Below are 26,119 nucleotides of genomic sequence, written 5' to 3' on the forward strand. Positions count from 1 at the left end.
TCGCTCAAGCAAAGCGATTTTTTATAAAGCATTTATCATAGAGTATTCAGCATATATGGATTCTTTATTTAGTGTGCAAATTTTCTTTTCATTATAGTCTAAACTTTCTTTAATATCGAGGTTTATATCTATCTCTATACTATTTTTATTTTCAACTATATTTATTTCACCTCCATAAATATTAATTATAGATTTTGCAACTTCTACATTCATATTTATATTATCTCTGGATTGATTATTTAGACATATATCTTTATCATATCGCCCTATATTTTTTATATATATATTTAAGCCTTTTATATTATCTAAAAGCTCAATATATATAGTACTATTTTGTTTTGACTGTTTTATCAATTTACTAAAAAGTAGTAATATTATTCTTTCTATATCATAAGGATCTACTCTTACTAGCTTTTCTTCTATATTTGTATCAAATATAAATTTTATTTTATCATCTATTGAATATTTATTAATTTCAATTATTATGTCTTCAACTAAACTTACAACATCATAACAATCTACTTCTGGTTTATAAAAATCAGCTTCTAATTTAGTTAATGTCATTATATTTTCTATAAGTCTTAGAGAAATATAACTTTGTTTTTTTACTGAATTCGTAACAGCCGCTATCAATCCACTTTCATTACTTAAGATCTCATCTTTGAAAACAGATTGAATCAATTGATTAGATGACATTATTAAATTTAATGGAGTTTTTAATTCATGCGACATATTTATAAAAAAATGATTTTTTTGTTTATATTCTAGTTTTTTCTTAGCTATTTCTCTTTCTATATTTTCAGCCTTAACTTTTTCAGTTATATCATTCATTATGCCTATACATGTCATTTTATTATTTATTTCCAGGGTAATTCCCCCTAGTTCTACATCTATATATTTTCCTTTCCTATTTTGTATCTTATGTCGCATAAATTTGACATCTTGTCCAAATTTATTTAAAACCCAAGAAATGTCTTTAATTATATGACTATCATTAAATTCATTTAAACTTTCAAAACCTGACATATTCAAAAGTACTTCATTTACATAAGTAGTTTTTTTATCTTCAAAATCATATATATATATTCCTTGAGGAATAGCATTAACTAAAGATATGTAGTTTTTGGCACTTTGTTCTATGCTTTTCAAAAGCACATTATACTCTGTAGTGTCCCTTATTATTGCTATATCTTTTTTTATATTATTTTCTTCAAAACTAGCTTTATTTATATTTAAGTATTTTTTAGTATCTTTATTTAAATATCCTTCAAAACTTCCTTTTGATTTTGTATTTAAAATAAAATCTTTTAATCTATCTTCGTATATATCAATTTCTAAATTATTATTATTGTTGTATGTAATTTCATTGTCCCTTGTTACCACAATAGTATGAGGTATAGTTTCTATAGTTTTTTTATACTTTATTTTGTTATAATCAATTATTTTCTGTGAATATTTTTTATATGTTATATCAGTCATTATACATATAACTCCAATTATTCGATTGTTCACTTTTAATGGAGTATACTCACAGTCAAAATATCTATTGTCTTTGCTAATTATCTCTCTATTTAGCTTAATCCCTATATCATATACCTTTTGCACATCTAATAATACATCCGTACTGTTTTCTATACTCTTATTTAAAAAATGTGAAAACTTTATTTTGTAATTGCAACATGAGTATTCTTTCCAAACATTTGAAAAACTGCTGTCTTCATTTGAAATATATCCGTACTTATCTATTAAAATTACACACTTGTTATTTTGTTCTAATATTATATTTAAAATTTCTTTTTTATTGTTTAATACATCCAATAGTTTTTTGGTTTCTTTTTTGCTAGCTTTTAGATTATCATTTTTACCTTTAATTTTATTTTTAAGAATCTTTAAATCAATTACTAGATGACTGTTCTTGTCCCTATCTTTTTTTGAATATCTTCTTAAAACTATAAAAAACAATCCTATACTTATAAATGCATTCATTACTATGTTAAATTGCAAAAAATTTTTATTTAAAAATATTATTAATAAAGATACTAAACACAAAGAGCCTATTTTAAGCTCTCTGTATTTGTATTTTTTAATATTAAAATTATAAATAGATTGTATAACCATAAAACTACTAACAGTAGCAGCCATATATAAATATGGTGATTGCTTTAAATTTATAAAATTCAAAACTATAGATATTATCAACATCGAACTAATAAAAACTTTATTTTTTCTAGCATACGAGGAAATATAAAATCCACTAGCTAGTAAAATTGATATATTTAATATATATATCAGCTTATATCCCATAATTTACGCCCCCTATGTATTTATGGCCTTATTAGAAATATATATCAGCAAACTCTATATGCATATTTTCAAATATAGAATCTTTTAATACATTTGTATCAACTAATTTTTTTTCATCTATATTTTCAAACTCTTTTAATGAGATTATAAACTCGCTACCTTTGCCTTCCTCACTATTTACATTTATATCCCCACCTTGTAATTTTAAAAATGCTTTTACTAAGGTTAATCCAACTCCACACCCTTCTGTATTTCTAGATAAGGTTTTATCAACTTGTCCAAACTTAGTGAATATAAATTTCAATCTATCTTTAGGTATCCCTACTCCATTGTCCTTAACAGCTATATTTATAAAATCATTTTCTTTGTATATATATACTTCTATCAAGCTCCCAATTTCACTAAATTTTATAGCATTAGAAATTAAATTTAAAATTATTTTTTGAACTTTCTCTAAATCTATTTTTAAAATACTATAATCTATATCACTATTAAATTTAATATATACACCTTTATCGTTTAAATAGCCATTCACACAATCTACGATATGTTTTGTAAGATTTATAATATCACAGTACACAAATTCAACGCCGCAAACTCCATTTTCTACATCTACAATTTCATTCATGTTGTTTATAACTCTTTGTAATCTATAACAGTTTTGTTTAACTAATTTTGTGTAATTTTCTATATGCTTGGAGTTAAATTCAGATTTATTTTGTTCTAATATCTTATTCATATTAGCTACATTATTTATAGGATCTTTTAGTAATTTAGATGTGTTTATTAAAAATTCATTTTTTACATGATGTTGAGCATTTACTAAATCGAGTTCTTTTATAGCTTCTAAAACTCTTTCTTCATTTTCTAGAAGTCTTACTATAGCTAATAACTGTTGTTCTTCTTTTCTATCTATTATAGTTATACTTGCAAAACAACTTTTACTTTTATCTATTTCATACCTTTTAGTTTCTCCATAGTATTCATTAGAAATATAATCATTTATAAATTTATTTATGCTATCCATTTTAACTTGCTTTAAAATCTTTATCATGGATTTATTTTGATATACATAGTCTTTACTGTTTTTATCTATAACTACAATCCCGTCTGGTAAATTTTGTGCTAATGCTCTATATGTTTTTTGATTTGCTTCTAATTGTTTAAGTGCTTCTTCCATTTCTGTTATGTCTACAATTATACTCAATAAAATATTTGAATCGTCAGTTTCTATTTTTGTAGTTATCAATTCTATAAAAATGTTATCTACAGTTTTAAATTTATTTATGCATTTGCTTACTTTTCCAAGTTTGACTTCTTCTAAACTTTCATTTAATTGATTTATTTCATTCATATGTATTTTACTTTTTAAATTTTCTAAGCTAATATTTTTTCTATTATTTTCTATTTTTAGTATTTTAAAAGCTGAGTCATTTATATACTTTATATCATTCATATCATGAATTATAACTCCATCAGTTAAAACATCCATAAGCTTCCTATATTTTTCTTCACTATCATTTAGTTGCTTTTGAATTAGAGTACTTTGTGTTATATCATTAAATATACATATTTTGATTTCTTTATTTTCTCTTATTTCTTTTGTACATATAAATCTATATACCTTTTCTTCTTTATCATACAAATTTATTGACTCAAAACTATTTATTCCTACTTTATTAATCATATCTATACACTCTTGCCCATTTTTAAAATTAGTGCATAAATAATTTAAAATATTAACCTTATTTAGATTAATATTTCTCCAAGAATTCTGATTACAGTAAATCATATTATTTTTTTCGTTTAACATAACTATAGGCATATCAGACTCTTCAATAGATTTGTTTATATTTTTTTCTATTTTTAACGTATCTTCTTTATATTCAAATTGTTTTACTTCTTCATTTTTTATATTTAAATTTAGTACACTTATGTTTTCATTTATTTTTTTTAGTTTTTGTATGTTTTCATCGAGTTTTTCTTTTTTAATTTTCATATTATCTAGTATAAAAAACTTGCATATAAGTAAATTCATTAAAATATTCAAAGATATATATATATTAAAGTTAATCCCTATATAAATTAAACTTATAATATTTAATATTACTATAGATATAAAATGTATGTTTTTAATCTTTAATTTGTGCCTTATAAAGCAAAAATACATAGATTTTATAAACGTGTATACAGCTAATATATACATATCTATTTTTGTAAATTTATAATTGTTAGAAATTATATATACATATATCAAAACTTCTACAAAATATATAAAGTTTATATATTTTGTATTTTTAATTTTTTCAAAAAAACCTATGTATATACCATTTACGAGTGCAGCTATCATAATGATTAAGTTTATATCCAAGATTCTCCCAAAATTACTTGTATAATTAATCATATATTCCCACCTTTTATCCCTTAATTTACTATTTACAATTATATTAGCAGATACTTTCCAAATATTTTGTCATTTCTTGAATAAGCAAAAAATAATTTTTATTTCTTAATAGCAAAAAAAGCCTTAATTAAGGCTTTTTTCACATTTTAATTCTTTTCTTAACTTTTTCAATGCTCGTTTTTCTATTCTAGAAACATACGATCTAGAAATATCCAACTTTTGAGCAATTTCTCTTTGTGTTTTATATCCAAGAGGAGTTAATCCATATCTTAACTTTACAATTTCTCTTTCTCTTGGACTTAATATATTTTCCAATTTTTCATAAAGCTTACTGATTTGAACCTTTAACTCTACTTGGTCTAAAATATGGTCTATATCAGTACCAAGTACATCAATTAAACTTATTTCATTACCTTCCTTGTCAGTGCCTATAGGATCTTGTAATGAAACTTGCACTTTATTTTTCTTATTAGTTCTTATGTTCATTAATATTTCATTTTCTATACATTTTGACGCATACGTAGCTAATCGAGTTCCTTTTTCCACGTTATAAGTTTCTATAGCTTTTATAAGACCTATTGTCCCTATAGAAATAAGATCATCTTGATCTTCAGTTGAGTTATTATATTTTTTTGCTATATGCGCTACTAATCTCATGTTTCTTTCAATTAATACTTCCTTAGCTGATTCATCTTTTTCTAATTTAAATTTAGTTAGATAATTATACTCTTCTTCAGGAGTTAAGGGTTTTTCAAAAGATTTTAATATAGTCAATCAGGCCACCCCTTTCTTCCTTCCATGTCATTTTAAATTATATGAAAGTGGCCTGATAAAATTGCTTGTATAAAAAAATTTATTTTAATATAGTTTCACAAATCTCTTTAAACAAAGGTGTTGCAGGCTTGCTAGAATCCTTCGTACCTTCAATTATTACAGTTATTGCATATTTAGGATTTTCTTTAGGATAAAATCCTGTTACCCATCCATGTGTTATTATTTTTTTGCCCATAGTTTTATCCGCATTTTCTACATTAATAGTTGCCTGAGTTGTTCCTGTTTTTACTCCACTTCCTTTTTCTAATGTAGCTAATTCTTTTGCTGTTCCTTCACTAGCTACGGACTTCATCATATTTTTTATTTTACTTACAATATATGGAGATATATCTCCTTTATCTTCCTTTGTGGACCTAAAGGCTTTTACGATTTCCTTTTTATTGTTTATTATACTATCATAAATTTGTAAAGGCTTGTATGTTCCATTGTTGGCAATCACTTGCGTCATTTGGTTAACTTGAAGCGGTGTAAACATCATTTGCCCTTGACCAATACATAAGTTAACTATATCTATTTCATCTTTTATAGTTCCGCTTTTTTCTCCATATATATCAATTCCTACTTCCTGATCTAAATGAAGTTTTTTAGCAGTATCCATTATCTTTTCTTTACCTACTTTAAGCGCTATATCTAAAAATGCAGTGTTACAAGAATTAGCAAATGCTTGTTCTAGAGTTAAGGTTCCATGTCCCTCCAATTTATTACATTTTAGAACTCTATTATGTACTTCTGAAGATCCGGTACATGTATAAGTGTAATTTTCATCTACTATCCCTTCTTCTAGTGCCGCATATAAAACCACTATCTTAAATACAGAACCAGGTGCATACATATATTTTATAGCTCTATTTTCTAATTCTCCATTACTCATCTTTAAATATTCACTTATAGAATCTCTGTCAAAATTAGGCCTAGATGTCATAGCTAATACTTCTCCACTTTTTACATCAGATATAACTACTGAGCTTGGATTTTGTTCTTTATCGACTAGCTTTTCTAATTTTTTTTGAATATCATAATCTATAGTTAACTTTAAATGTCTATCATCTTTGTTCTTTTCATTTACTTTTACACTACCATCTAGAACTCCAATTTTTTTGTTCTTACCTGCATTACCTGAACTTCCAGCTTTAAATACTTCTACATAGTCTAAATTTTTATCTTTTAATACGTCATCCTTACTTTTTTCAATACCACTTACTCCATTACTATCTTTATCTATGTATCCTATAGTATGAGCTAGTATATCTTCATCTGAATACCTATATGTCTTTTTGTCTATTATTATGTTTTCCTTTTCCAATCTACCTTTTAAGTTATCATTCATTTTGCTTACTTTTAATTCAACTATTGGTGAAACTGGATTTTCTTGTATTTTTTCATATATATGAGAGTTATCAAGTCCTGTAACTTCTTGTATTAATTCCATATATCCATCATCCACATTAATTTTATCTTTTTGAATTATTATTATATCTTCACTTTTAGTATCTGTTATTTTTTTATTGTTTCTATCATATATAGTACCTCTCCCTGAGCTTAAGTTTATGCTCGAGCTACTCTGATCTCTAACACACTTTTTATAAAAGTCAGAATGTGTAATTTGGATGTCTACCAATCTATATATTAAAAATCCATAAATTAATATAAACAATACAAATATAGAATACATTCTGTTTTTACTTGTATATTTTATTGAACTCTTTTTTCTAGACATAAAATCACCCCTTAGTAATTGTAATTCTTGACAATTTCTAAGGGGTTAATACTATTTATTATTAATGTAATTGTGTTTTTATTCTTGCTATCACCATATCTATTGCAACTTCGTTTTGTCCACCTTCTGGTATTATTATATCTGCATATTTTTTATATGGCTCTATAAATTGATCGTGTGCAGGTTTAACAGTTGTTAAGTATTGCTCTATAACAGAATCTACTGTTCTACCTCTCTCTTTTATATCTCTTTGAATTCTTCTTAAAATTCTTAGATCATCTTCTGTATCTACATATATTTTTATATCTAACTTATTTCTTAATTCTTCATCTTCAAGTATCATTATACCTTCAACAATTACTATATCCTTAGCCTCTGTAGTTACAGTATTCTCTAAGTCTCTAGTGTGAAGTTCATAGTCATATATAGGTTTTTCTATACTTTCTCCATTACATAACATATCTAAGTGCTTTATTAATAATTTATTATCAAAAGCTAATGGATGGTCATAGTTAGTCTTTAATCTATCTTCAAATGATAAATGAGCTTGATCTTTGTAGTACGCATCTTGTTCTATTATAGCTATGTTTTCCTCTGGTATACTTTCCTTTATTGATTTGCAAACTGTACTTTTTCCTGATCCTGTCCCACCTGTAATACCTATTATCAGTGTCTTTTTGTCCTTTGTCATCTTTGAATCTCTCCTTAAAAATTTTTTATTTATTCATAATCATCTGGCATAGCTTCGCCTGTGTAGAATCCATGTGTCAATGGTCTATGACTTTTTTCTTTTATTTGCTCTAACCAAATAGGATTGAATTCCCATTCATTAGGGTTTTTATAAAATTCATCTAGAGCTTTTCTATAGACTTTTATAACTGTTTCTAAGTATTCGTCGCTTTGTAATCTTGAATCTATCTTTAAACTAGTCACACCTGCTTTTACAAAGTCAGGTACAAAGTTTAACATACATAGGTCTTTTGAGTTAAATAAGAAAGTTCCTTTTTCATCTTCAAAAACTGGGTAGTATTCCCCTTGTCTTTTTTCTTCTAATAAGTTATACTTATTGTTTCCTTCTTTGTACTCTACATTATCTTTACTTCCTAAGTAGCTACTTAAAAGCCTTCTTCCTGAATAAGATATACATATAGGTCCATGGACAAAAGTTTCTATTTCCATATCTAATGGAGTTTTAGCTCTTATTGTACTTATTTCATCAAAAGATAATTCACTAGTGATAATTATTCTTCTAACTCCTTGATCATACCAAAAGTTAGCTGAATTAAAATTAGTTACGTTTGCTTGCTGTCCCATGTGAATTTTAACATTAGGTATAGTATTTTTAGCTATCGTTAAAACCCCAGGATCTGTTACTATTATTCCATCTATGTTTAACTTTTCAAGTTCTACTAAGTAATCCTTTAAACTTTCGAAGTCCTCATTGTGTGGCATAACATTAACAGCTACATAAACTTTTTTATTGTTGTGATGGGCAAATTCAACGCCTTGCTGTAATTCTTCTCTTGAGAAGTTTTTAGCTATAGCATCAATTCCAAATGAATCTCCACCTATATAAACAGCGTCTGCACCACTTTCAAACGCTAATTTCAAGCTATTTAAATCTTTAGCTGATGATAAAAGCTCAACTTTATGCATTAAAATCACCTCTTACTTTCTTTTTATAGCTAAGTGTGACTCCATCTCCAATAGGGATTATAGATGTATCTAAGTAATCACAATTGCATATATAATCTAGATAACTTCTCATTCTCTTAACTATAGTCTTTTTTCTTCTGATTACATAACTGTCATGAGCTACCATTCCTTTGTACAGAATATTATCAGATATTAAAAGTCCATCTACTTTTAATTTATCTATTATCATATCATAAAATAACTTATATTGTCCTTTAGCTGCATCTAGGAAAATCATGTCAAATTCACCTTCAACTTGTTTTAAAAGTTCTTCTGCATCTCCTTCTAATATAGTTATATTATTTTCTAATCCAGCTTTTTTGATATTTTCTTTTGCCTTTTCGATCATTTTTTCATTTCTCTCAACAGTTATTATTTCTACATCTTTATCTAAAACTGTTGCAAATAGTATAGATGAGTATCCTATTGCACAACCAACTTCTAAAATTCTCTTTGGTCTTTGAACTTTTAATAATACTTTTAAAAAATCTGAAACTTCTTTATGAACTATTGGAACATTATGCTCTTTAGCATACTCTTCCAATTCTTTTAGTAACCCTTCTTTATCCCTTAAAGTATTTCTTATATAATCTTCAACTAAATCATCAACTATATTACTCATATCTTCAACTCCTTGAGTTGCCCTAAAAAAAGACAAAGTTACGCCTTAAAACTTATATTAAGCTTTGCGATAATCCTTTGCCTTTTTGGACAAATATTTTATTTATTTTTCTGTTTTATCTTCTTTAACTTTATCTCTTTCTTGCTTGTAACTTTCTACGTGTTTTAAGTGCTCTTTATATGTTTTACTGTAATTATTTTTTCCTCCTACAGTTGCTACAAAATATAAATAATCCGTATTAGATGGATATAGTGCAGCTTCTATCGATTTAACTCCGGGACTACATATAGGAGTAGGTGGTAATCCTTTGTTTAAATAAGAATTATAAGGAGAATCGACTTTTAAATCCTTATACATTACTCTTTCTTTTCTTTTATCAAACGCATATTGTAGCGTAGCATCTGACTGAAGAGGCATTCCTATTTTTAACCTATTATAAAAAACACTAGCAATCATAGGTCTATCTTCATCTACAACAGCTTCCTTTTCTATTATAGAAGCTAAGTTTATAACTTGTTGAAGCGTTAATCCCATTTCCTTTTGCTTTTCTTTAAATTTATCATTATAAACTTGTTCAAATCTCTTTAACATTTCAGATAAAACTTCTTTTTCTGTACTTTCTTTATCAAAGTAATAAGTATCAGGATATAAAAATCCTTCTAAGTTCTTTATATCAGATTCTTTCAAAAATGCAAAATCAGTGTAGAATTCTTTAGGATTATTGATTAATTGCTCATATTTTTCAGCACTTCCTAATTTTTTATCTGTTAAAGATTTTATTACTTCCTTATAAGTTAATCCTTCCGGTATAGTTACCTTTGTTCCATCGTTATGAACTTTTCCATCAGTAAGTATACTTAAAATTTTAGAGTTTGAATAACTTTGACGTAATAAATACGTCCCCGCTTTGACTCCATGTTTATTAGGTTTTACCTTTTCTACAGCTTTAAATAAAACTTTATTTTTAATTAATTTATTTTCTTGTAAAATATCTGCTACATCAGTTAATGTTGCTCCATTAGGTATTTCAACTATTATTTCTTTTTTGCTGCTTTTATTGTATGGTCCTATTTGACTATATATATATCCAGCAAGTAAAGCCAATATAATTACTATTATAATAGCTACTATTTTCAAGTTTACCTTTCTAAAATTCATAGGGTTATCTACTCCTTATGTATATTTATATCCTTTATATTATAAATCTAAGAATAAAAATTTTCAATAAAATTGTCGAAACTAAATAAAAAGCCTAACGTTATTTTTTACACGTTAGGCTTTTTTTAATCATATCTATTAGAATTTTAAAGTTTTATCTTTAGTTACAACCCCATAAACTAGTTTTCCTGCTTCCACTTTTTCATCAGATATTGTATAAGCTTTTAAGAATCTATCTTTTGCTCCTTCAATTTTATCTAATTTATTGTAATGCATATATGCTATTGTTTCGCCTTCATTTACAAAGTCTGAAACTTTTTTAGTTAAAACTATACCTGCTGATAAATCTAATTCATCTTCTTTAGTTTCTCTTCCTGCCCCTAGCATCATAGCAGAAACTCCAACTTCTTCAGCTTCTATTTTTGCTATATAACCAGTTTTCGGAGCTTTTATTTCCATTATTTCTTTTGCTTGAGGTAAAAGAGAATAATCATCAACTATATTACTATTTCCACCTTGATTTTCTATAAATTCTTTTAATTTATCAAGTGCACTTCCTGTAGTTATAGCTTCTTGAATCTTCGCTTTACCATCTTCAAAGTTATCAACTACTTTTGCTAATAGTAACATATATGCACCTAATGTTTCGCATAACATTACGAAATCTTTAGGTCCTCTTCCTTTTAAAGTTTCTATAGCTTCTATAACTTCTAATGAGTTCCCTACTGCAAATCCTAGCGGTTCATCCATATCAGTTATAAGTGCTATAGTTTCTCTATTCATATTATCTCCGATATCAACCATTTCTTTTGCCAGTGCAAATGAATCGTCTATAGTTTTCATAAATGCACCGTCTCCAGTTTTGACATCTAACACTATAGCATCAGCTCCAGATGCTAATTTTTTACACATTATACTACTTGCAATTAATGATATATTATCAACTGTTGCTGTTACATCTCTAAGTGCATACATCTTTTTATCTGCCACAGCTATAGATGCAGTTTGTCCACATACAGCTATATTATGCTTATTAACTGATTGTATAAATTTTTCTGGTTCCATTTCTATAGAAAATCCAGGAATAGCTTCTAGTTTATCTAATGTTCCTCCAGTATGCCCTAGACCTCTTCCTGACATCTTAGCAACTGGTGCTTTACATGCAGCAACTAACGGTGCTAATGCTATTGTAGTTTTATCTCCTACCCCACCTGTACTATGCTTGTCCACTTTAATTCCATTTATAGCTGATAGGTCTATAACTTCACCTGAGTTCATCATAGCCTCTGTTAGAAACGCAGTTTCTTCTTTAGACATTTTATTTATATATATAGCCATTAAAAGAGCAGATGCCTGATAATCAGGAATCTCTTCTTTAGAGTACTTCTCTACGAAAAAGTTTATTTCTTCTTTAGTTAATACTTCTCCATCTCTTTTCTTTTTTATAATGTCATAAATTCTCATAACGAGTCTCCTTTGTATCATTATTTTATAGTTTTGTAGTACGTTAAATTCTTATAATTTGTTAACTATTGATTTAACTAAGTTTAAAAATTCTGATTTAACTTTTTGTGTTGTCTCTATAACTTCTTCATGATTTAAAGGTTGATTTAATATTCCTGCTGCCATATTTGTTATACAAGATATTCCTATAACATCTAAGTTTGAATGTCTAGCTACTATAACTTCTGGAACAGTTGACATTCCAACTGCATCTGATCCTAAAATTTGAGCTAATTTAACTTCTGCAGGTGTTTCATAAGTTGGGCCACTAAAGAAAGTGTATACGCCTTCTCTTACTTGTATTCCTAAATCTTTAGCACATTCCTTTGCTAATTCTACATACTTTGGAGTATATGCTGTTGACATATCTGGGAATCTTACTCCTAATCTATTATCATTAGATCCTATTAGCGGATGATGACCACTAAAGTTTATATGATCTCTTATTATCATTAAATCTCCTGGTTTGAAATCTTTATTTGCTCCACCAGCTGCATTAGTAACTATTACAGTTTTAACGCCTAAAGCTTTCATAACTCTTACCGGGAATGTTACGCTCTCCATTGAGTATCCTTCGTAAAAATGGAATCTTCCTTGCATAGCTATAACAGTTTTTCCTTGTAAAGTTCCTATTACTAATTGTCCATTATGTCCTTCTACTGTAGAAACTGGGAAATTTGGTATTTCATCATATTTTATTTTTACAGGATTTTCTATCTCATCACCTAAAACACCTAACCCCGAACCTAATATAAGTCCTACTTCTGGAGCTTGTTCTATTTTAGATTTTATATAATCTGTACTCTCTTGAATTTTATCATATAAATTTTTCATATTTTCCTCCAACTAGCTAATTATTTTATAATGTCATTTTTAAAACTTTTACCATGTTTAGGCATTTTTACATTTAATAGATCAGCAACTGTAGCTCCTATATCTGCAAAACTGCTTCTAGTTCCTAAATTTAATCCACTCTTAACATTTATACCGCAAATTAACATAGGTATATATTCTCTTGTATGATCAGTTCCTTTGTATGTAGGATCATTACCATGGTCTGAGTTTATAATTAATATATCATCATCTTCCATGTTTTCTAATATTTCAGGTATTCTAGCATCAAATTCTTCTAATGCTTCTTTATATCCTTTAACATCTCTTCTATGACCATATTTAGAGTCAAAATCAACTAAATTTGTGAATATAAGACCATTATTTTCTTTCTTCATGTAATTTATAGTTTGGTCTACTCCATCCATATTATCTTTAGTATGTATAGCCTCTGTTATACCTTGTTTATTAAATATATCTTCTATTTTTCCAACTCCTATAACATCTAGGTTTGAATTTTTTATATTATCTAAAACTGTATCTTCAAATGGACTTAAAGAGTAATCTCTTCTGTTAGAAGTTCTTTCAAATGCTCCTGGTTGTCCAACAAATGGTCTTGCTATTATTCTTGCAACTGCATTATCGCCCATCATTATTTCTCTTGCGATTTCACACATTTTATATAATTCATCTAAAGGAATTATTTCTTCATGTGCTGCAATTTGGAATACACTATCTGCAGAAGTATATACTATAACTTCTCCAGTTTTCATTTGTTGCTCTCCTAGTTCATCTAGTATAGCTGTTCCAGATGCAGGCTTATTACCTATAACTTTTCTATTTGTCTTTCTTTCAAATTCATCTATTATTTCTTTTGGGAATCCATTTTCATATGTTTTAAAAGGTGTTTCAACTAAAACTCCTGTCATCTCCCAGTGTCCAGTTGTTGTATCTTTACCCTTAGATACTTCACTAGCTCTACCAAATGCTCCTATAGGGCTTTTAACGCCTTCTAAGCTATCAATACCATCTATATTACCTAACCCTAATTTCAGCATATTAGGTAACTTTATATCTTTATAGTTTTTAACTATGTTACCCAAAGTGTTTACATTTACATCTCCAAATTTTTCTGAATCAGGAAGTGCGCCTATCCCAACACTATCAATTATCATCCATATAACTCTGCTCATAAAATTTTTCCTCCTAAATGTTAGTTTATTTTCTAGGATGTTTTTCCTTTAGTTCTTGTCTTATATTCTTATCTATACAATTTAAATAATATTGTAAACTTGATAAATTAGAATTTCCTAAAATTTTGCTGACTACAGCTATGTTTGCACCTTGATTTAATAAGTGTATAGCAAATGAATTTCTAAGAATAGTTGGATTTATACTTTTATTTATATTTGCTCTTTTTGCATGTTTTTTTATTAATTTCCAAAGACCTTGCCTTGTAAATCTAGTTCCATTAGAGTTTGTGAATAAAGCCTTTTCCTGAAAGTTAGTTTTTAAAATCTCACTTCTTGACTTAGTTAAATAGTTGTCTAAATATTTTTTTGTAGTTTTAGACATAGGTATTACTCTAGGATTTTTTCCTGATTCACAACAAATATAATCATATTCTAAATTAACATCATCTAAATCTAAATCTATTAACTCTGTTACTTTCATACCTGTCCCATATAAAATCTCAAATATAGCTTTGTCTCTTATATCTTTTGCATTTTTAGGTTCAGGAAAATCTAGTAAAGCCTCTATTTCTTTTAAACTTAAAATATCTATTTCTTTTTTTTCTATCTTAGGTTTTTTTATATTTTTAGATATATTACTTTCTATGTATCTATTTAAAAATAAATATTCATAAAAAGACTTTATAGATGATATACTCCTAGAAATCGTAGCTGTAGATACATTATTTTTTTCTAATTCTATTATATAACTTATTATATCATTTTCTGTTGATTCAAATAAGTTAATACTTTTATTTTCTATATATGTTAAATACTTTTTTATATCTATAAAGTAAGAGCTAACTGTATTTTCTGTCAACTTTCTTATAGATTTTATATATTCTATATATTCATTTAGTAGTTGCATATTGTAGTCCCTTTAAAATATTTTTAGTGTTATTGTAGATATAGCATTTAAAATAGTTTGTGCAGACACACTAATCATTATTATAAGAAATGAGTTTATTATATACCTTTTCATTAAATATGTACAGTTTGTTTTATTTTGTTTTCTTACATTTTTTATAAATTCTTCAAAGTACTTAAGTGATATTAATGCTAGTATTATCATACCTGGAAGTACTATCGAAAATTTAATAAGTGTCACACATAACATTTTAAATGAACTAGCCTTCATAGCTATTATGAAAGTATTTATAGTATACCCTATCGATAAGCCTTTTACCGCAAAAATAATTAAAGCTATAGGTGCTAAAATTATGCTTAATGTACATATCGACATACCTGCTAATAAACTTAAGTCCATTTTAAAATTTGACATTAAAACTTCTTTTATTTTCATTCCTGAATCATAGTAGCTATTTGTATAAGTTATGTTATTACTTATTACCTCTGTATATTGAGGAAACATTTTATTTAACAATGATCCTAAAATAACAAATAATATAAACAAACTAGATATAATTATCATATCCTTACTTATTTTATCCAATGTGGTTCTTCTATTTATTCTTCTCAAAAACTACAACCCCCTCTTTTGTTCTTACATAATTTTTATGCAAGAGAAGAGGAGGTTATTCCTAATTATAAAAGTTCTTTCGCAAGCAAAAGACCTATAGATGTTTTAGCATCTTCTATATCATTTTTATTAATCATTTCATATGCATCATTTAAATTAACTTCATGTAATTCTAAAAATTCATCTTCATCTAGACAACACTCACCCTTTTCTAGGTCTGTAGCTAGATAAACATATATTTTTTGATTAGAAAATCCTGATGATGTATAAAATTTATGTATTAATTTCATATTATTTGCACTATATCCAGTTTCTTCTTTTAGTTCTCTAATAGCACAGTCTTTTGGACTTTCTCCCTGTTCTAATTTTCCAGCAGGAATTTCCCATAAAACTTTTTCTATTGCTTTTCTAAACTGTCTAACTAATAAAACCTTATTATCATCAGTTATAGCTACTATTCCGACTGCCCCAGGATGTTCTATTATTTCTCTTTTTTGATAGCCTTTTTTAGGAACTTCGACAGTATCTACTTTCAGGCTTATAACCTTTCCAGTATATATCCTGTCACTACTTACTGTTTGCTCTTCTATTATCATAACAAACCTCCATTAAGTAATATGCTGCACTACTTGCAGCATCAAAGAATTCACTATCTTGTTCATAATTTCTACCCATACTCTTAACTTTCAATTCAAAATAGTTTAAATCGTCTAAAGTACTGCCTGGATTTACATATGCTATATTGTGCTTTTCAGCTAATTTATTTTCTTTTATTTGGTTATTTACATAATCTAGTTTTTCTTTATCTTTAAGCCCTATAGGTATATTAACTTCTACATTTACTATCTCGCTTAATACAGTTATACTATGATGACTTATACCTACATGTCTATCTCTTTTGTCTGCAAAACTCATTCTTGGAATTGCAATAGGAGTTCCTCCTAGCTTTTTAACAGCATCTAGTATTGGCCCTTGTTCTATACCTGTGAAACCATATTTAGTTCCTGTACCTGCTATTCCAGGCCCCATACTTACAAATACTGCATCAGCATTTAAAACTTCTTTTGCAGTTATTAATGCTGAATAAATGTTTATACATTCATAATCTCCGCCAAATGCATTACCTATTGTTATAGTATCATCTATCAATTTTTTATTTTTTAGATTTTCTACATTCTTACTTAAGTATATAGGTAGAGATGCTCCATCTGTCATTATATATACTAATTTTTTATCCGGATTATGTCTTTTGTATGATGCAACAAATGGAGTAAGCATACTATGTAATGTACCAACAACAACAGGTAGGTTGTCTAGGCTTTTAAACTCATTTATTTTATCATGTAGTTTACTATCTTGTTCCTCTACAGAATCTACTTTAACCTGTAACGGTGTATATCTCAATTTCATAATATGACCACCCGGAGTCATATCAGATTCTATTTTATTTAAATTAGTTATTACAAAATGATAACCACCTGTACCAAGACTTAATTCAACTGCAGTTGTATTTAATACAACTTCATCACCTATATCTACACTTCCCGTCATCTTAGGATAATTATAAGCTTTTTCTATATTACCATTAATATTTACAGTTATTTCTTCTAAGTTTTGTGACTTACTTTTTATAGATTCAACTACTCCAATTCTTTTACTTATCATAAGATTACCTTCCTAGTTTATCAATAAAATTTAAAACCTTATTATTTTCTATTATTTTTGTTAAAGAGTATTTTTCAGTAAGTGCATGTATAAATACTAAAAATACTAACCATCCAATTCTTATAGGTCTAGCGTATCCTATAGCAATTAAGATTCCTATAGATATACCTAATACATTAGATCCTGTATCTCCCATCATAGCTTTAGCTTTTAAATCATCAAAGAAGTATACGATTACACTCGGTAATAATATAAGAACTAAACCTTTAGGATAACCTACTAAAGTTAATAATAGCGTTATAATTATAACTATATATACTTTTATTGCTCTTCCTGGTCTTAAATCTAGTAAATTCATTAAATTAGTAGATAAAGCTATTATTAAAGTATTTATACATATATCAGCTATATTTTTAGATATTGCAACTGATATAGCAAGGCCTACAAATCCTCCAAATAATGCTTTAAATCCACCCGTTGTAAGATGTCCTTTTAATAAACTTTTAAAATGCCCCTTTAATCCACTTACATCTCTGTTGCCTACAATATCGTCTAAAATACCTACTAAGCACATAGATAATAGCCCAAATATATACATAAATGTATATACTAAGTCGCTATGGTTAGTTGTAAAGTATATTAAAATAATACTATTTATAACTATCGTAGGTAGAAAAACTAATCCCATACTTACAGGTATCATATCTTTTTTATAATTTGGTCTTATTACATTACTGGACACCAACATATTTCTAAAAAATGGCATAACAACATAAGTTGTTGCTACACCAACTAGTAGCATTATTATATACAGTATCATATTATTCAATAACACTACCTCCATTCTTTTCTCTTCTTATTAGCAATTTTCTTTATATGGTAGTATTGTTTTCCTCTGTGTATAAACCCTTTTAAATCTCTTCCTGTTTCATTATGTGTCATATTGACTAAAATTTCTTTTATAGAATAACCATACTTTAATATATCTATTGTCATTCCAACTTCAACTCCATAACCAAAAGGTATTTCATCAAATTTTTCTAAAACTTCTTTTTTGAATATTCTTTGCCCAGATATAGTAGCATCTAACTCTACTCCAGTCATCTCAAATACTGAATCTTTAGCTAATCTTTTTACAAATCCCATCCCACCCTTTTTCTTAGCAGGTGGGAATTTTGCTATTGTTACATCAACTTCATTATTTATTACAGGTTTTATAAGCTTAATAGTTTCACTTGATGAACTGCCTAAATCTCCATCTAAAAATCCTATTATGTCTGCATTTTCCATAGCTTTTTTTAATCCATAGTTTAATGCATAGCCTTTACCTCTATTTCTATCTAACTTAAAAACTTTTATTTTATCATTTACAATAGATTTAGCTGCTTTTTCAGTGTTATCACTTGAACCATCATCTACAACTATTATTTCATTTATTTCTTCAATATCTACTACTCCTAGTAAAGTATCTTTTATTTTATTTTCTTCATTGTATGCAGGTATTATTATACTTACATAAGGATTCATATTTACATCTCCTTTATTTTTACTTAAATGGTATTATAGAATCTACTTTATCTCCTATACCAAAGTTTCCTTTTTCTACAGAATCTCTAAGAGCGTAAACTAAAGATAGTTTACCTGTTCCTTGCTGAGAATTGTTTATAGTTGGTATTTTATCTTTTTTATAGTTTTCTAAATCAGAGAATTTAACATCACTTTTTTGAGTTCCTATTACATATTTACCATCTTCTTTTAATTTATCTATTATTATTTTATCTATATTCGTAAATTTATTAGAAGATTCATTTGTATCTCCACTTGCCATAACAACTTGTGAACAATCTAAATAGTTATCTGATAAATAATTTATTTTTATCATCTCTAATTTTTCTAATTGTTGTAGTTTATCCATAGCATTTTCTTCTTTTAAGCAGCTCATTATGTAATTAACTACATCTTTTTCAGTTTTTAACTGTAATTGTAATGCACTATCAAGTTCTTTTATTTTATCTTTATTAGTTAACCCTGATTTTAAAACAATATCATATGCTACACTTCCATTTGCATCTGTTATAGTCTTAGATATGTCTTGTGTATAATCATAATTTTCTGTTGTTGATATTATTCCTACATTTTTACCTTGTAATTGGTCTTTTATTAATACTAAATAATTTTGATTTAAATAATTTACTAGTTTTTTGTATTCACTTTCTTTTTTGTCTAGTTTACCTTCTAATTCATCATTTGTTGTTTTTATGTCTTCAAATTTAGCATCTAAATCATCTATTATAGCAGCTTGTTGCTTGCTAAGTTCTTGATCATAATTTAAGTTAAATCCTACTAGCATTCCTATTCCTAATGCAATAAATATAGCACCTATCGTTACTATATAATACTTCATATTTATATGCATGTTAATCCTCCTCAATTAATTACATCTGTAATAGTAGTCTCATTTTTAATTCCATCAAGTGCATAAATTGTTGAACACTTGGAGAGAATGATGCAAGTATTAAAACTGGGAATAAAGCAGTTGCTATAAGTGCCCATATATACTTTAATTTTAATTTACTTCTATATAATAAGTTTACACCTTTTGCATCTATTAGCTTCGATCCTATTTTTAGTCTTACTAAAAATGTACTAGCCATACCAGGTCTTCCTTTTTCTAAGAAGTCTATCATATTAGAATGTGTCCCTACAGCTACTATAAGTTCAGCCTTATACTCATAAGCAGTAAGCATAGCTATATCCTCACTTGTTCCAGGCGCAGGAAATACCACAGCTTCCAATCCTAAGTCTTGTACTCTCTTAAGTCCAGGTGCTCTTCCGTCTGTGTATGCATGAACAACTATTTCTTTTGCTTTTTGTAAAGCTTCATCACTTACACTATCCATATCTCCTACAATTACGTCTGGAGTATATCCAAACTCTATTAAAGCGTCAGCTCCACCATCTACACCTACTAGTATAGGTTTCATTTCTTCTATGTACGATAATATTGTGCTTAGGTCTTGCTTATAGTCTTGACCTCTAACAACTATCAATACATGTCTGTTCTTGTAATCTGTACTTACTTTTGGTATTTCAACTTCTCCAAGAATAAGTCCTTTTTCTTTTTTAGCATAATCTATAGTATTATCTATAAATCTATCCAACTCTACAGATAAGTTTTCATATGCCAATCTTATCTTGTTATCAACTTCGTCTTTATCTAATACTTCTCCTTGGCCTAATAATTCTCCATCTCTATAGATTTTTCCATCTATAACTTCTATTATTTGCCCCTCCTGTAAGTTGTTGAATAGTTCTTCACCTACATTATCTACAATAAGTATATTTTTATCTACAAGTATTCCAGGTCCTTTATTTGGGTATCTACCACTTATAGATTGAGATGCATTTATAACAAGTTTTATCTTTCCCTCTACTAATGAATTTGCAGCAACTTCATCTACATCTTTATGATTTATAACTGCTATTTCTCCGCCAGTAAGTCGCTTTGCAAGCCTTTTTGTTTTTCTGTCTACCTTAATAGGGGCTTCGACTCTCATACTTAAAACCTCCAATTTTCGTTTTTGAAATCACATTACATTATAGCATTATTTTACAACAATTTAAATAATTAAAATTACGCGCCCTTCTTATAAGCTATTTATAATATTAATTAAATCTGTTTTATTGTTTATATTAGGATTTTCAATCACATTATATAGTAAAAAGTTTAATTTTTCACCTATTTCCTTGCCTTTATAGCCTAAAGCATTTAAATCCCTTCCATTTAGTGCTAATTCTTTTAATGAATAACATTCTTTATTTAAATCAATTTCTTTAATTAAATTATTTATTTTGTCATAATATTTTTTTTCAAATTCTATATCTAATACTTTTTTTACATATAATAAATAATTTAGACTTTCATGTCCTATTTCCTTTAAATAAATCTTTATAGAAACTTTATCATCGATTATTTTACTATCTAGATTATCTAAAATTGTAATGCATTGACTTTTTATTTTGTTAGAATATCTTAATAATTCCAATATTTTTTTGCTTTCGTTAATGTCCCCTAGAATATATATAAATATACTTAATCTTATCACTAAATCTTTTTTACTCGACTTAAGTTTAGCTAAGTCATTTTTGTTCATTTTTATATTTTTCATTTCAAATATATCAAACATTTTTGCATCGTAAAGTATATATATTTTTTCAGGATAATTACTAAGTAAAATTTTATTTAATTCCTCTTGTATTCTTTCTGAGCTTATATTTTTTATTAATTTTATATTTTCATAAATACTTTCCAATGTTTTGCTATCTATTTTGAAATTAAGTTTAGAACTAAATCTAACAGCTCTTATTATCCTAAGCCCATCTTCTTTAAATCTTTCATCTGGATTTCCAACTGTTCTTATTATTTTTTTATTTATATCTTCTATCCCATCAAACGCATCAACTATACCTACTTTATGATTGTAGGCAATAGAGTTTATAGTAAAATCGCGTCTTTTTAAATCTTCTATTATATCCCTTGTAAACTCTACATATTCAGGTCTTCGGTTGTCAGCGTATGTTCCATCAATTCTATATGTTGTAATTTCATATTCATTTTTATTTTTTATTAAAGTTATTGTTCCATGCTTTATTCCAGTTTCAATTATTTTATAATTTTTAAATATACTTATTGTGTCTGTAGGTTTTGCATTTGTTGTTATATCGTAATCGTTAGGTTTTATTCCTACAATTGAGTCTCTTACACATCCGCCTACTATATAAGCCTCATATCCACTTTCATATATATCATCTATTATCTCTTTTACATCAGTTGGTATATTTATTTTCATTATTTCACCTCAGTTTAGTAAATTACTATATATTTTATACATTTACACAAAAAAATAAAGCCTTCAATTTATGAAGACTTTATTTTTCATAATTTATTATTTAACCATACTGTGTTCTAATCTTAATTTATCTGCAATCATTGCTATAAACTCTGAGTTTGTTGGTTTCCCTTTTGTATTATGAACTGTATATCCAAATAATTGATTTATAGTGTCAACCTTACCTCTGCTCCATGCAACTTCTATTGCATGTCTTATAGCTCTTTCAACCCTACTTGGAGTTGTGTTAAACTTTTTAGCTATACTTGGGTATAGTTCCTTTGTTACTGCTCCTAATAATTCAACATTGTCTATAACCATTTTTATAGCTTCTCTTAAATATAAATATCCTTTTATATGAGCTGGAACTCCTATTTCGTGTATTATATTTGTTATTTCAGTTTCTATATTTCCTACATTTTTAACGAAATCAGTTTTAGTCATTTTTATATCCATATTATTATTTAATCTTGAATTAGAATCTACTACTGTATTTTTATTTGAAACTAATCCTCTTATTCTATTTATAAATATTACAAAGTCAAAAGGTTTAACTATGTAATAGTCTGCTCCTAAGTTTATTGCACTTTGTGTTATTTTATCTTGACCTACTGCAGATAATACTATTATCTTAGGCATTTTAGGCAAGTTCATAGCATTTAGTTTTTCAATTACCCCTAAACCATCAAGATGTGGCATTATAACATCTAAAACTAATACATCTGGTTGTGTTCTTGAAACTAAATCTAAAGCTTCTATTCCATCCTTTGCAATTCCTAATATTTCAATATCATCCTCATTAGATAAATACTCTCTTAATACTTGACAAAAATCCCTGTTGTCATCTGCTAAAACTATTTTTATTTTTTCGCTCATTAAATTTTTCCCCCCATAGAATTATAAATTTATTTAAATATTTTCTAATTTTTCACTAATAACCTATTCGACATTTAATATTTATATTCCTTCTGTTTATTTTTATTTTTATATATATACTTATATTATCATCTTATCTATAAAAATTCCATATCCTATTTTAGAGTTATCTATAAAAACATGCGTAACAGCCCCAATTATTTTATCATTTTGTATGATAGGTGCTCCACTCATTCCTTGAACTATACCACCAGTATAATTTATCAATCTCTCATCTACTACTTCAATCACCATATCTTTATCATCTTTTTTGTTATTATATTTAATTTTTTTTATGTTTATTTGATATTGTCCGATTTTTCCATCTTTATTTTGAAATAAAATTATCGCTGGTCCAAGCTTTATATCTTTACTGTCACCAACTTCTAACATTTTTTCTTTTCCTTCATTATCATATGTCGTTAAATTGCCACTTATTCCAAAACTGTTATTTTTTTTAAAATTACCTATCGGTTTATCGCCATCAAATTCAGCTTTTATTTGCCCTACATGTTTAACTCTTCCCTTTTCAATCGAAATGTCTTCAGCATTGTATATATTTCCACTCTTAACTTTTATCAATTCATTTGTATCTACATCTTTTATCGGATGTCCTAATGCCGAAAATGTATTGTTTTGCGGATTATAAAATGTCATAGTTCCTATTCCAGAAATTTTATCTCTAATCCAAATTCCAAGTTTATATTCATTGTTTTCTTTTTTAACTGGAATTTGCTTTGATATTAGTTCTCCATCCCTGTCGATTATTATCTCAACTAAATCTTTATTATAGTTATGCAAAACTCTTTTTACATCTTTACTACTATATACATTAATTCCATTTATACTGATTATATTATCTCCAGCTTCCACTCCAGCTATATAATCAACACTCGTATCTTCATTTTCTAATACTAATATTCCATCTGTGTTAGCCCTTATACCTACAACATTTCCAAGTGGAACTAAATATCTTGTTTCTTTTTTATTTTCTGGTTTCGATATTCCCAATATAAATATAGGTATTATTAAGACTAAAGATAAAACTATATATATTTTTTTCATTTTATATCGTCCCTTCATAAATTTATATACATATAGTTCCATTTTTCATTTATTTTTATCCAGTTTAATCTAAATATAATTTTACGCAAAAAAAGCACCTAATTAATTAGGTACTTTTTTTGCAAGTTCTATTATTTCACTAGCATGCTCCATTGTTTTTTCAGTTATATTACTTCCTGCTATAAGTCTTGCTATTTCATCTTTTCTTTGATTATCGTCAAGTCTACTTATAACAGTAAATGTTCGTTCATTAGATGTCTTTTTCTCAATACAATAGTGAGTGTCTGCATTTGCTGCAATTTGAGGTAAATGCGTTATACAAATGATTTGCTTTTTCTTAGCTATCAATGATAATTTTTCTCCAACAATCTGAGCTGCTATACCACTTATACCTGTATCTATTTCATCAAACACAAGAGTATCTATTTCATCTATGTCCGCTAAAATCGTCTTAAACGCTAACATAAATCTAGACATCTCTCCTCCTGATGCTACCTTATATATAGGCTTTATATCTTCACCTAGATTGAATGAAATCATAAATTCTATATCATCTTGTCCTTTTGCATTAAATGTAGATTTACCAAATGAAACTTCAAAAACTACATTTTTCATGTTTAAGCTTTTAAGCTCATACAATAGTTTTTCTTGAAGGTTTCTTGCAACTTCTTTTCTTTTCTGAGTTAATTTTTCAGCTTTAATTACTAAAATGTCTTCTATTTTTTTAAGCTTTAATTTTAACTCTTCAACTTTTTCATCTCTATTTAATATTTCATCTAATCTTTCATTTATTTTATCTTTGTATGCTAAAATTTCTTCTATCGTATCTCCATATTTTCTTCTAAGAGTATTTATTTCATCTACTCTCTGCTCTATTTGTTCTAATTCATAAGGTGAAAAATCAATGTTTTCTTTATAACTTCTAATGTCTCTAGATATATCTTGAAGCTCATACATTATTCGCTCTATTGTATCATTAAAATCATTTAATTTTTCATCATATTGAGCTATGGCACCTAAATCACCTAGTGATTTAGATATAAGATCTACAGAATTTATACTTCCATCATATAAATTTAAATATGCATTATTTAAGTTAGTAAAAATCTTTTCACCATTTCTATAGACGTCTCTTTGTTTTAATAAATCTTCATATTCATTTTCATTTAAGTTTGCTGATTCTATTTCATTTATTTGAAATTTTATCAAGTCTATTTCTCTTTGAATTTGCATATCGTCTTTATTTTCTGTTAGTACATTTAAAGCTTTTTTCACTTCATTGTATTCAATATATGTCTTTTCATAATCACTTTTAGATTCATATAAGAGTTCTTCTCCAAATAAGTCTAAAAAATCAATATGTGTATCTTTATCAAATAAAACTTGATTTTGATGTTGTCCATGTATATCAATTAAGTAGTTAGAAATTTCTTTTAAAAATGATACTTTTACATTTCTTCCATTTATTCTTGATATACTTTTTCCGTCATCAAATATTTCTTTACTTATTATTATTTGATTATCCTCTTCTATATCTATTCCATTTTCTAGTAGCTTCTCTTTAAGCTTTTGATTATTAACATCAAATAAAGCTTCTACTAAACCTTTTTCTGTGCCTTTTCTTAAAAAGGATCTATCATATTTACCACCTAGACACAAACCTAAAGCTCCTATTATTATAGATTTACCTGATCCAGTTTCTCCAGTTAATATGTTTAGATTTTTGTCTATATCTAGCCTTAGTTCCTCTATTAATGCACAGTTTTTCATATATAATTCAAGGATCAATTTAAATCCCCCTCTTT

The 26,119-nt window shown here is 27.0% G+C and carries 23 protein-coding genes; all 23 read right to left on the reverse strand.

Going from position 1 to position 26,119, the window contains the following annotated elements; genetic code table 11:
* Positions 1-21: 21 nt before the first annotated feature.
* On the reverse strand, positions 22-2,304 hold the full coding sequence (locus KXZ80_RS12530) for a sensor histidine kinase (protein WP_021433798.1): 2,283 nt from the start codon (positions 2,302-2,304) through the stop codon (positions 22-24).
* Positions 2,305-2,335: 31 nt separating this feature from the next.
* Positions 2,336-4,708: a PAS domain-containing sensor histidine kinase gene (locus KXZ80_RS12535; protein WP_038285357.1), complete on the reverse strand. Its 2,373-nt coding sequence runs from the start codon at positions 4,706-4,708 to the stop codon at positions 2,336-2,338.
* Positions 4,709-4,831: 123 nt separating this feature from the next.
* Positions 4,832-5,482 (reverse strand): RNA polymerase sporulation sigma factor SigK, encoded by a 651-nt coding sequence (gene sigK / locus KXZ80_RS12540; protein ID WP_021429616.1) that lies wholly within the window; start codon positions 5,480-5,482, stop codon positions 4,832-4,834.
* Between the two features lie 79 nt (positions 5,483-5,561).
* Positions 5,562-7,259, reverse strand: coding sequence for a peptidoglycan D,D-transpeptidase FtsI family protein (locus KXZ80_RS12545; RefSeq protein ID WP_021433800.1), 1,698 nt, complete (start codon positions 7,257-7,259; stop codon positions 5,562-5,564).
* A gap of 61 nt (positions 7,260-7,320) precedes the next feature.
* Positions 7,321-7,950: a uridine kinase gene (udk, locus tag KXZ80_RS12550; protein WP_021429643.1), complete on the reverse strand. Its 630-nt coding sequence runs from the start codon at positions 7,948-7,950 to the stop codon at positions 7,321-7,323.
* A gap of 29 nt (positions 7,951-7,979) precedes the next feature.
* A complete protein-coding gene (locus KXZ80_RS12555) occupies positions 7,980-8,915 on the reverse strand; it encodes a peptidase U32 family protein (RefSeq protein WP_021433801.1) in 936 nt (311 codons plus the stop codon).
* Positions 8,908-9,576, reverse strand: a complete 669-nt coding sequence (locus tag KXZ80_RS12560; protein ID WP_021429657.1) for an O-methyltransferase — start codon at positions 9,574-9,576, stop codon at positions 8,908-8,910. The genes KXZ80_RS12555 and KXZ80_RS12560 overlap by 8 nt, the downstream gene beginning before the upstream one ends.
* A gap of 102 nt (positions 9,577-9,678) precedes the next feature.
* On the reverse strand, positions 9,679-10,734 hold the full coding sequence (mltG, locus tag KXZ80_RS12565; protein WP_021433802.1) for an endolytic transglycosylase MltG: 1,056 nt from the start codon (positions 10,732-10,734) through the stop codon (positions 9,679-9,681).
* A 138-nt stretch (positions 10,735-10,872) separates the two neighbouring features.
* Positions 10,873-12,198, reverse strand: a complete 1,326-nt coding sequence (locus KXZ80_RS12570; protein WP_021433803.1) for a pyrimidine-nucleoside phosphorylase — start codon at positions 12,196-12,198, stop codon at positions 10,873-10,875.
* A gap of 51 nt (positions 12,199-12,249) precedes the next feature.
* Positions 12,250-13,071 carry a purine-nucleoside phosphorylase gene (locus tag KXZ80_RS12575; RefSeq protein WP_021429593.1) on the reverse strand — a complete coding sequence of 274 codons (822 nt, stop codon included), beginning with the start codon at positions 13,069-13,071 and terminating at the stop codon, positions 12,250-12,252.
* Between the two features lie 20 nt (positions 13,072-13,091).
* Positions 13,092-14,261 (reverse strand): phosphopentomutase, encoded by a 1,170-nt coding sequence (locus KXZ80_RS12580; RefSeq protein WP_021433804.1) that lies wholly within the window; start codon positions 14,259-14,261, stop codon positions 13,092-13,094.
* Positions 14,262-14,286: 25 nt separating this feature from the next.
* A complete protein-coding gene (locus KXZ80_RS12585) occupies positions 14,287-15,168 on the reverse strand; it encodes a tyrosine-type recombinase/integrase (RefSeq protein ID WP_021433805.1) in 882 nt (293 codons plus the stop codon).
* 12 nt (positions 15,169-15,180) lie between these two features.
* A complete protein-coding gene (locus tag KXZ80_RS12590; RefSeq protein ID WP_021433806.1) occupies positions 15,181-15,780 on the reverse strand; it encodes a hypothetical protein in 600 nt (199 codons plus the stop codon).
* 65 nt (positions 15,781-15,845) lie between these two features.
* Positions 15,846-16,376 (reverse strand): NUDIX hydrolase, encoded by a 531-nt coding sequence (locus KXZ80_RS12595; protein WP_021429595.1) that lies wholly within the window; start codon positions 16,374-16,376, stop codon positions 15,846-15,848.
* Entirely contained in the window at positions 16,348-17,445 is a 1,098-nt protein-coding gene (locus tag KXZ80_RS12600; RefSeq protein WP_021433807.1) for a DUF3866 family protein, read from the reverse strand. Before KXZ80_RS12600 ends, KXZ80_RS12595 begins: the two co-directional genes overlap by 29 nt.
* Positions 17,446-17,449: 4 nt before the next feature.
* On the reverse strand, positions 17,450-18,274 hold the full coding sequence (locus KXZ80_RS12605) for a glycosyl transferase 4 family protein (protein WP_021433808.1): 825 nt from the start codon (positions 18,272-18,274) through the stop codon (positions 17,450-17,452).
* A 5-nt stretch (positions 18,275-18,279) separates the two neighbouring features.
* The gene (locus tag KXZ80_RS12610) at positions 18,280-18,972 is read right to left on the reverse strand and encodes a glycosyltransferase family 2 protein (protein ID WP_021429728.1); all 693 of its coding nucleotides are present in this window, start codon (positions 18,970-18,972) and stop codon (positions 18,280-18,282) included.
* Between the two features lie 19 nt (positions 18,973-18,991).
* The gene (locus tag KXZ80_RS12615) at positions 18,992-19,861 is read right to left on the reverse strand and encodes a copper transporter (RefSeq protein WP_021429594.1); all 870 of its coding nucleotides are present in this window, start codon (positions 19,859-19,861) and stop codon (positions 18,992-18,994) included.
* Positions 19,862-19,880: 19 nt separating this feature from the next.
* A complete protein-coding gene (gene steA / locus KXZ80_RS12620) occupies positions 19,881-21,002 on the reverse strand; it encodes a putative cytokinetic ring protein SteA (RefSeq protein ID WP_021433809.1) in 1,122 nt (373 codons plus the stop codon).
* A 90-nt stretch (positions 21,003-21,092) separates the two neighbouring features.
* Entirely contained in the window at positions 21,093-22,295 is a 1,203-nt protein-coding gene (locus tag KXZ80_RS12625; protein WP_021433810.1) for a CCA tRNA nucleotidyltransferase, read from the reverse strand.
* A 96-nt stretch (positions 22,296-22,391) separates the two neighbouring features.
* Positions 22,392-23,210 (reverse strand): sporulation transcription factor Spo0A, encoded by an 819-nt coding sequence (gene spo0A / locus KXZ80_RS12630; protein ID WP_021433811.1) that lies wholly within the window; start codon positions 23,208-23,210, stop codon positions 22,392-22,394.
* 120 nt (positions 23,211-23,330) lie between these two features.
* Positions 23,331-24,314 (reverse strand): SpoIVB peptidase S55 domain-containing protein, encoded by a 984-nt coding sequence (locus tag KXZ80_RS12635; RefSeq protein WP_021433812.1) that lies wholly within the window; start codon positions 24,312-24,314, stop codon positions 23,331-23,333.
* Between the two features lie 102 nt (positions 24,315-24,416).
* Positions 24,417-26,102: a DNA repair protein RecN gene (gene recN, locus KXZ80_RS12640; RefSeq protein ID WP_038285359.1), complete on the reverse strand. Its 1,686-nt coding sequence runs from the start codon at positions 26,100-26,102 to the stop codon at positions 24,417-24,419.
* Positions 26,103-26,119 lie beyond the last annotated feature (17 nt).

Source organism: Paraclostridium bifermentans, assembly GCF_019916025.1.
Taxonomy (GTDB): Bacteria; Bacillota; Clostridia; order Peptostreptococcales; family Peptostreptococcaceae; genus Paraclostridium; species Paraclostridium bifermentans.

Coding starts and splice junctions, on each gene's coding strand:
- KXZ80_RS12555 (WP_021433801.1), bottom strand. CDS start 8,915: ATGCATAAAGTTGAGCTTTTATCATCAGCTAAAGATTTAAATAGCTTG.
- KXZ80_RS12625 (WP_021433810.1), bottom strand. CDS start 22,295: ATGAAAATAAATATACCAACTGATGTAAAAGAGATAATAGATGATATA.
- KXZ80_RS12615 (WP_021429594.1), bottom strand. CDS start 19,861: ATGCATATAAATATGAAGTATTATATAGTAACGATAGGTGCTATATTT.
- KXZ80_RS12535 (WP_038285357.1), bottom strand. CDS start 4,708: ATGATTAATTATACAAGTAATTTTGGGAGAATCTTGGATATAAACTTA.
- KXZ80_RS12560 (WP_021429657.1), bottom strand. CDS start 9,576: ATGAGTAATATAGTTGATGATTTAGTTGAAGATTATATAAGAAATACT.
- KXZ80_RS12600 (WP_021433807.1), bottom strand. CDS start 17,445: ATGATAAGTAAAAGAATTGGAGTAGTTGAATCTATAAAAAGTAAGTCA.
- KXZ80_RS12570 (WP_021433803.1), bottom strand. CDS start 12,198: ATGAGAATTTATGACATTATAAAAAAGAAAAGAGATGGAGAAGTATTA.
- udk (WP_021429643.1), bottom strand. CDS start 7,950: ATGACAAAGGACAAAAAGACACTGATAATAGGTATTACAGGTGGGACA.
- KXZ80_RS12575 (WP_021429593.1), bottom strand. CDS start 13,071: ATGAAAAATTTATATGATAAAATTCAAGAGAGTACAGATTATATAAAA.
- KXZ80_RS12530 (WP_021433798.1), bottom strand. CDS start 2,304: ATGGGATATAAGCTGATATATATATTAAATATATCAATTTTACTAGCT.
- KXZ80_RS12610 (WP_021429728.1), bottom strand. CDS start 18,972: ATGAATCCTTATGTAAGTATAATAATACCTGCATACAATGAAGAAAAT.
- spo0A (WP_021433811.1), bottom strand. CDS start 23,210: ATGAGCGAAAAAATAAAAATAGTTTTAGCAGATGACAACAGGGATTTT.
- KXZ80_RS12545 (WP_021433800.1), bottom strand. CDS start 7,259: ATGTCTAGAAAAAAGAGTTCAATAAAATATACAAGTAAAAACAGAATG.
- KXZ80_RS12595 (WP_021429595.1), bottom strand. CDS start 16,376: ATGATAATAGAAGAGCAAACAGTAAGTAGTGACAGGATATATACTGGA.
- KXZ80_RS12585 (WP_021433805.1), bottom strand. CDS start 15,168: ATGCAACTACTAAATGAATATATAGAATATATAAAATCTATAAGAAAG.
- KXZ80_RS12635 (WP_021433812.1), bottom strand. CDS start 24,314: ATGAAAAAAATATATATAGTTTTATCTTTAGTCTTAATAATACCTATA.
- mltG (WP_021433802.1), bottom strand. CDS start 10,734: ATGAATTTTAGAAAGGTAAACTTGAAAATAGTAGCTATTATAATAGTA.
- steA (WP_021433809.1), bottom strand. CDS start 21,002: ATGAGAGTCGAAGCCCCTATTAAGGTAGACAGAAAAACAAAAAGGCTT.
- KXZ80_RS12580 (WP_021433804.1), bottom strand. CDS start 14,261: ATGAGCAGAGTTATATGGATGATAATTGATAGTGTTGGGATAGGCGCA.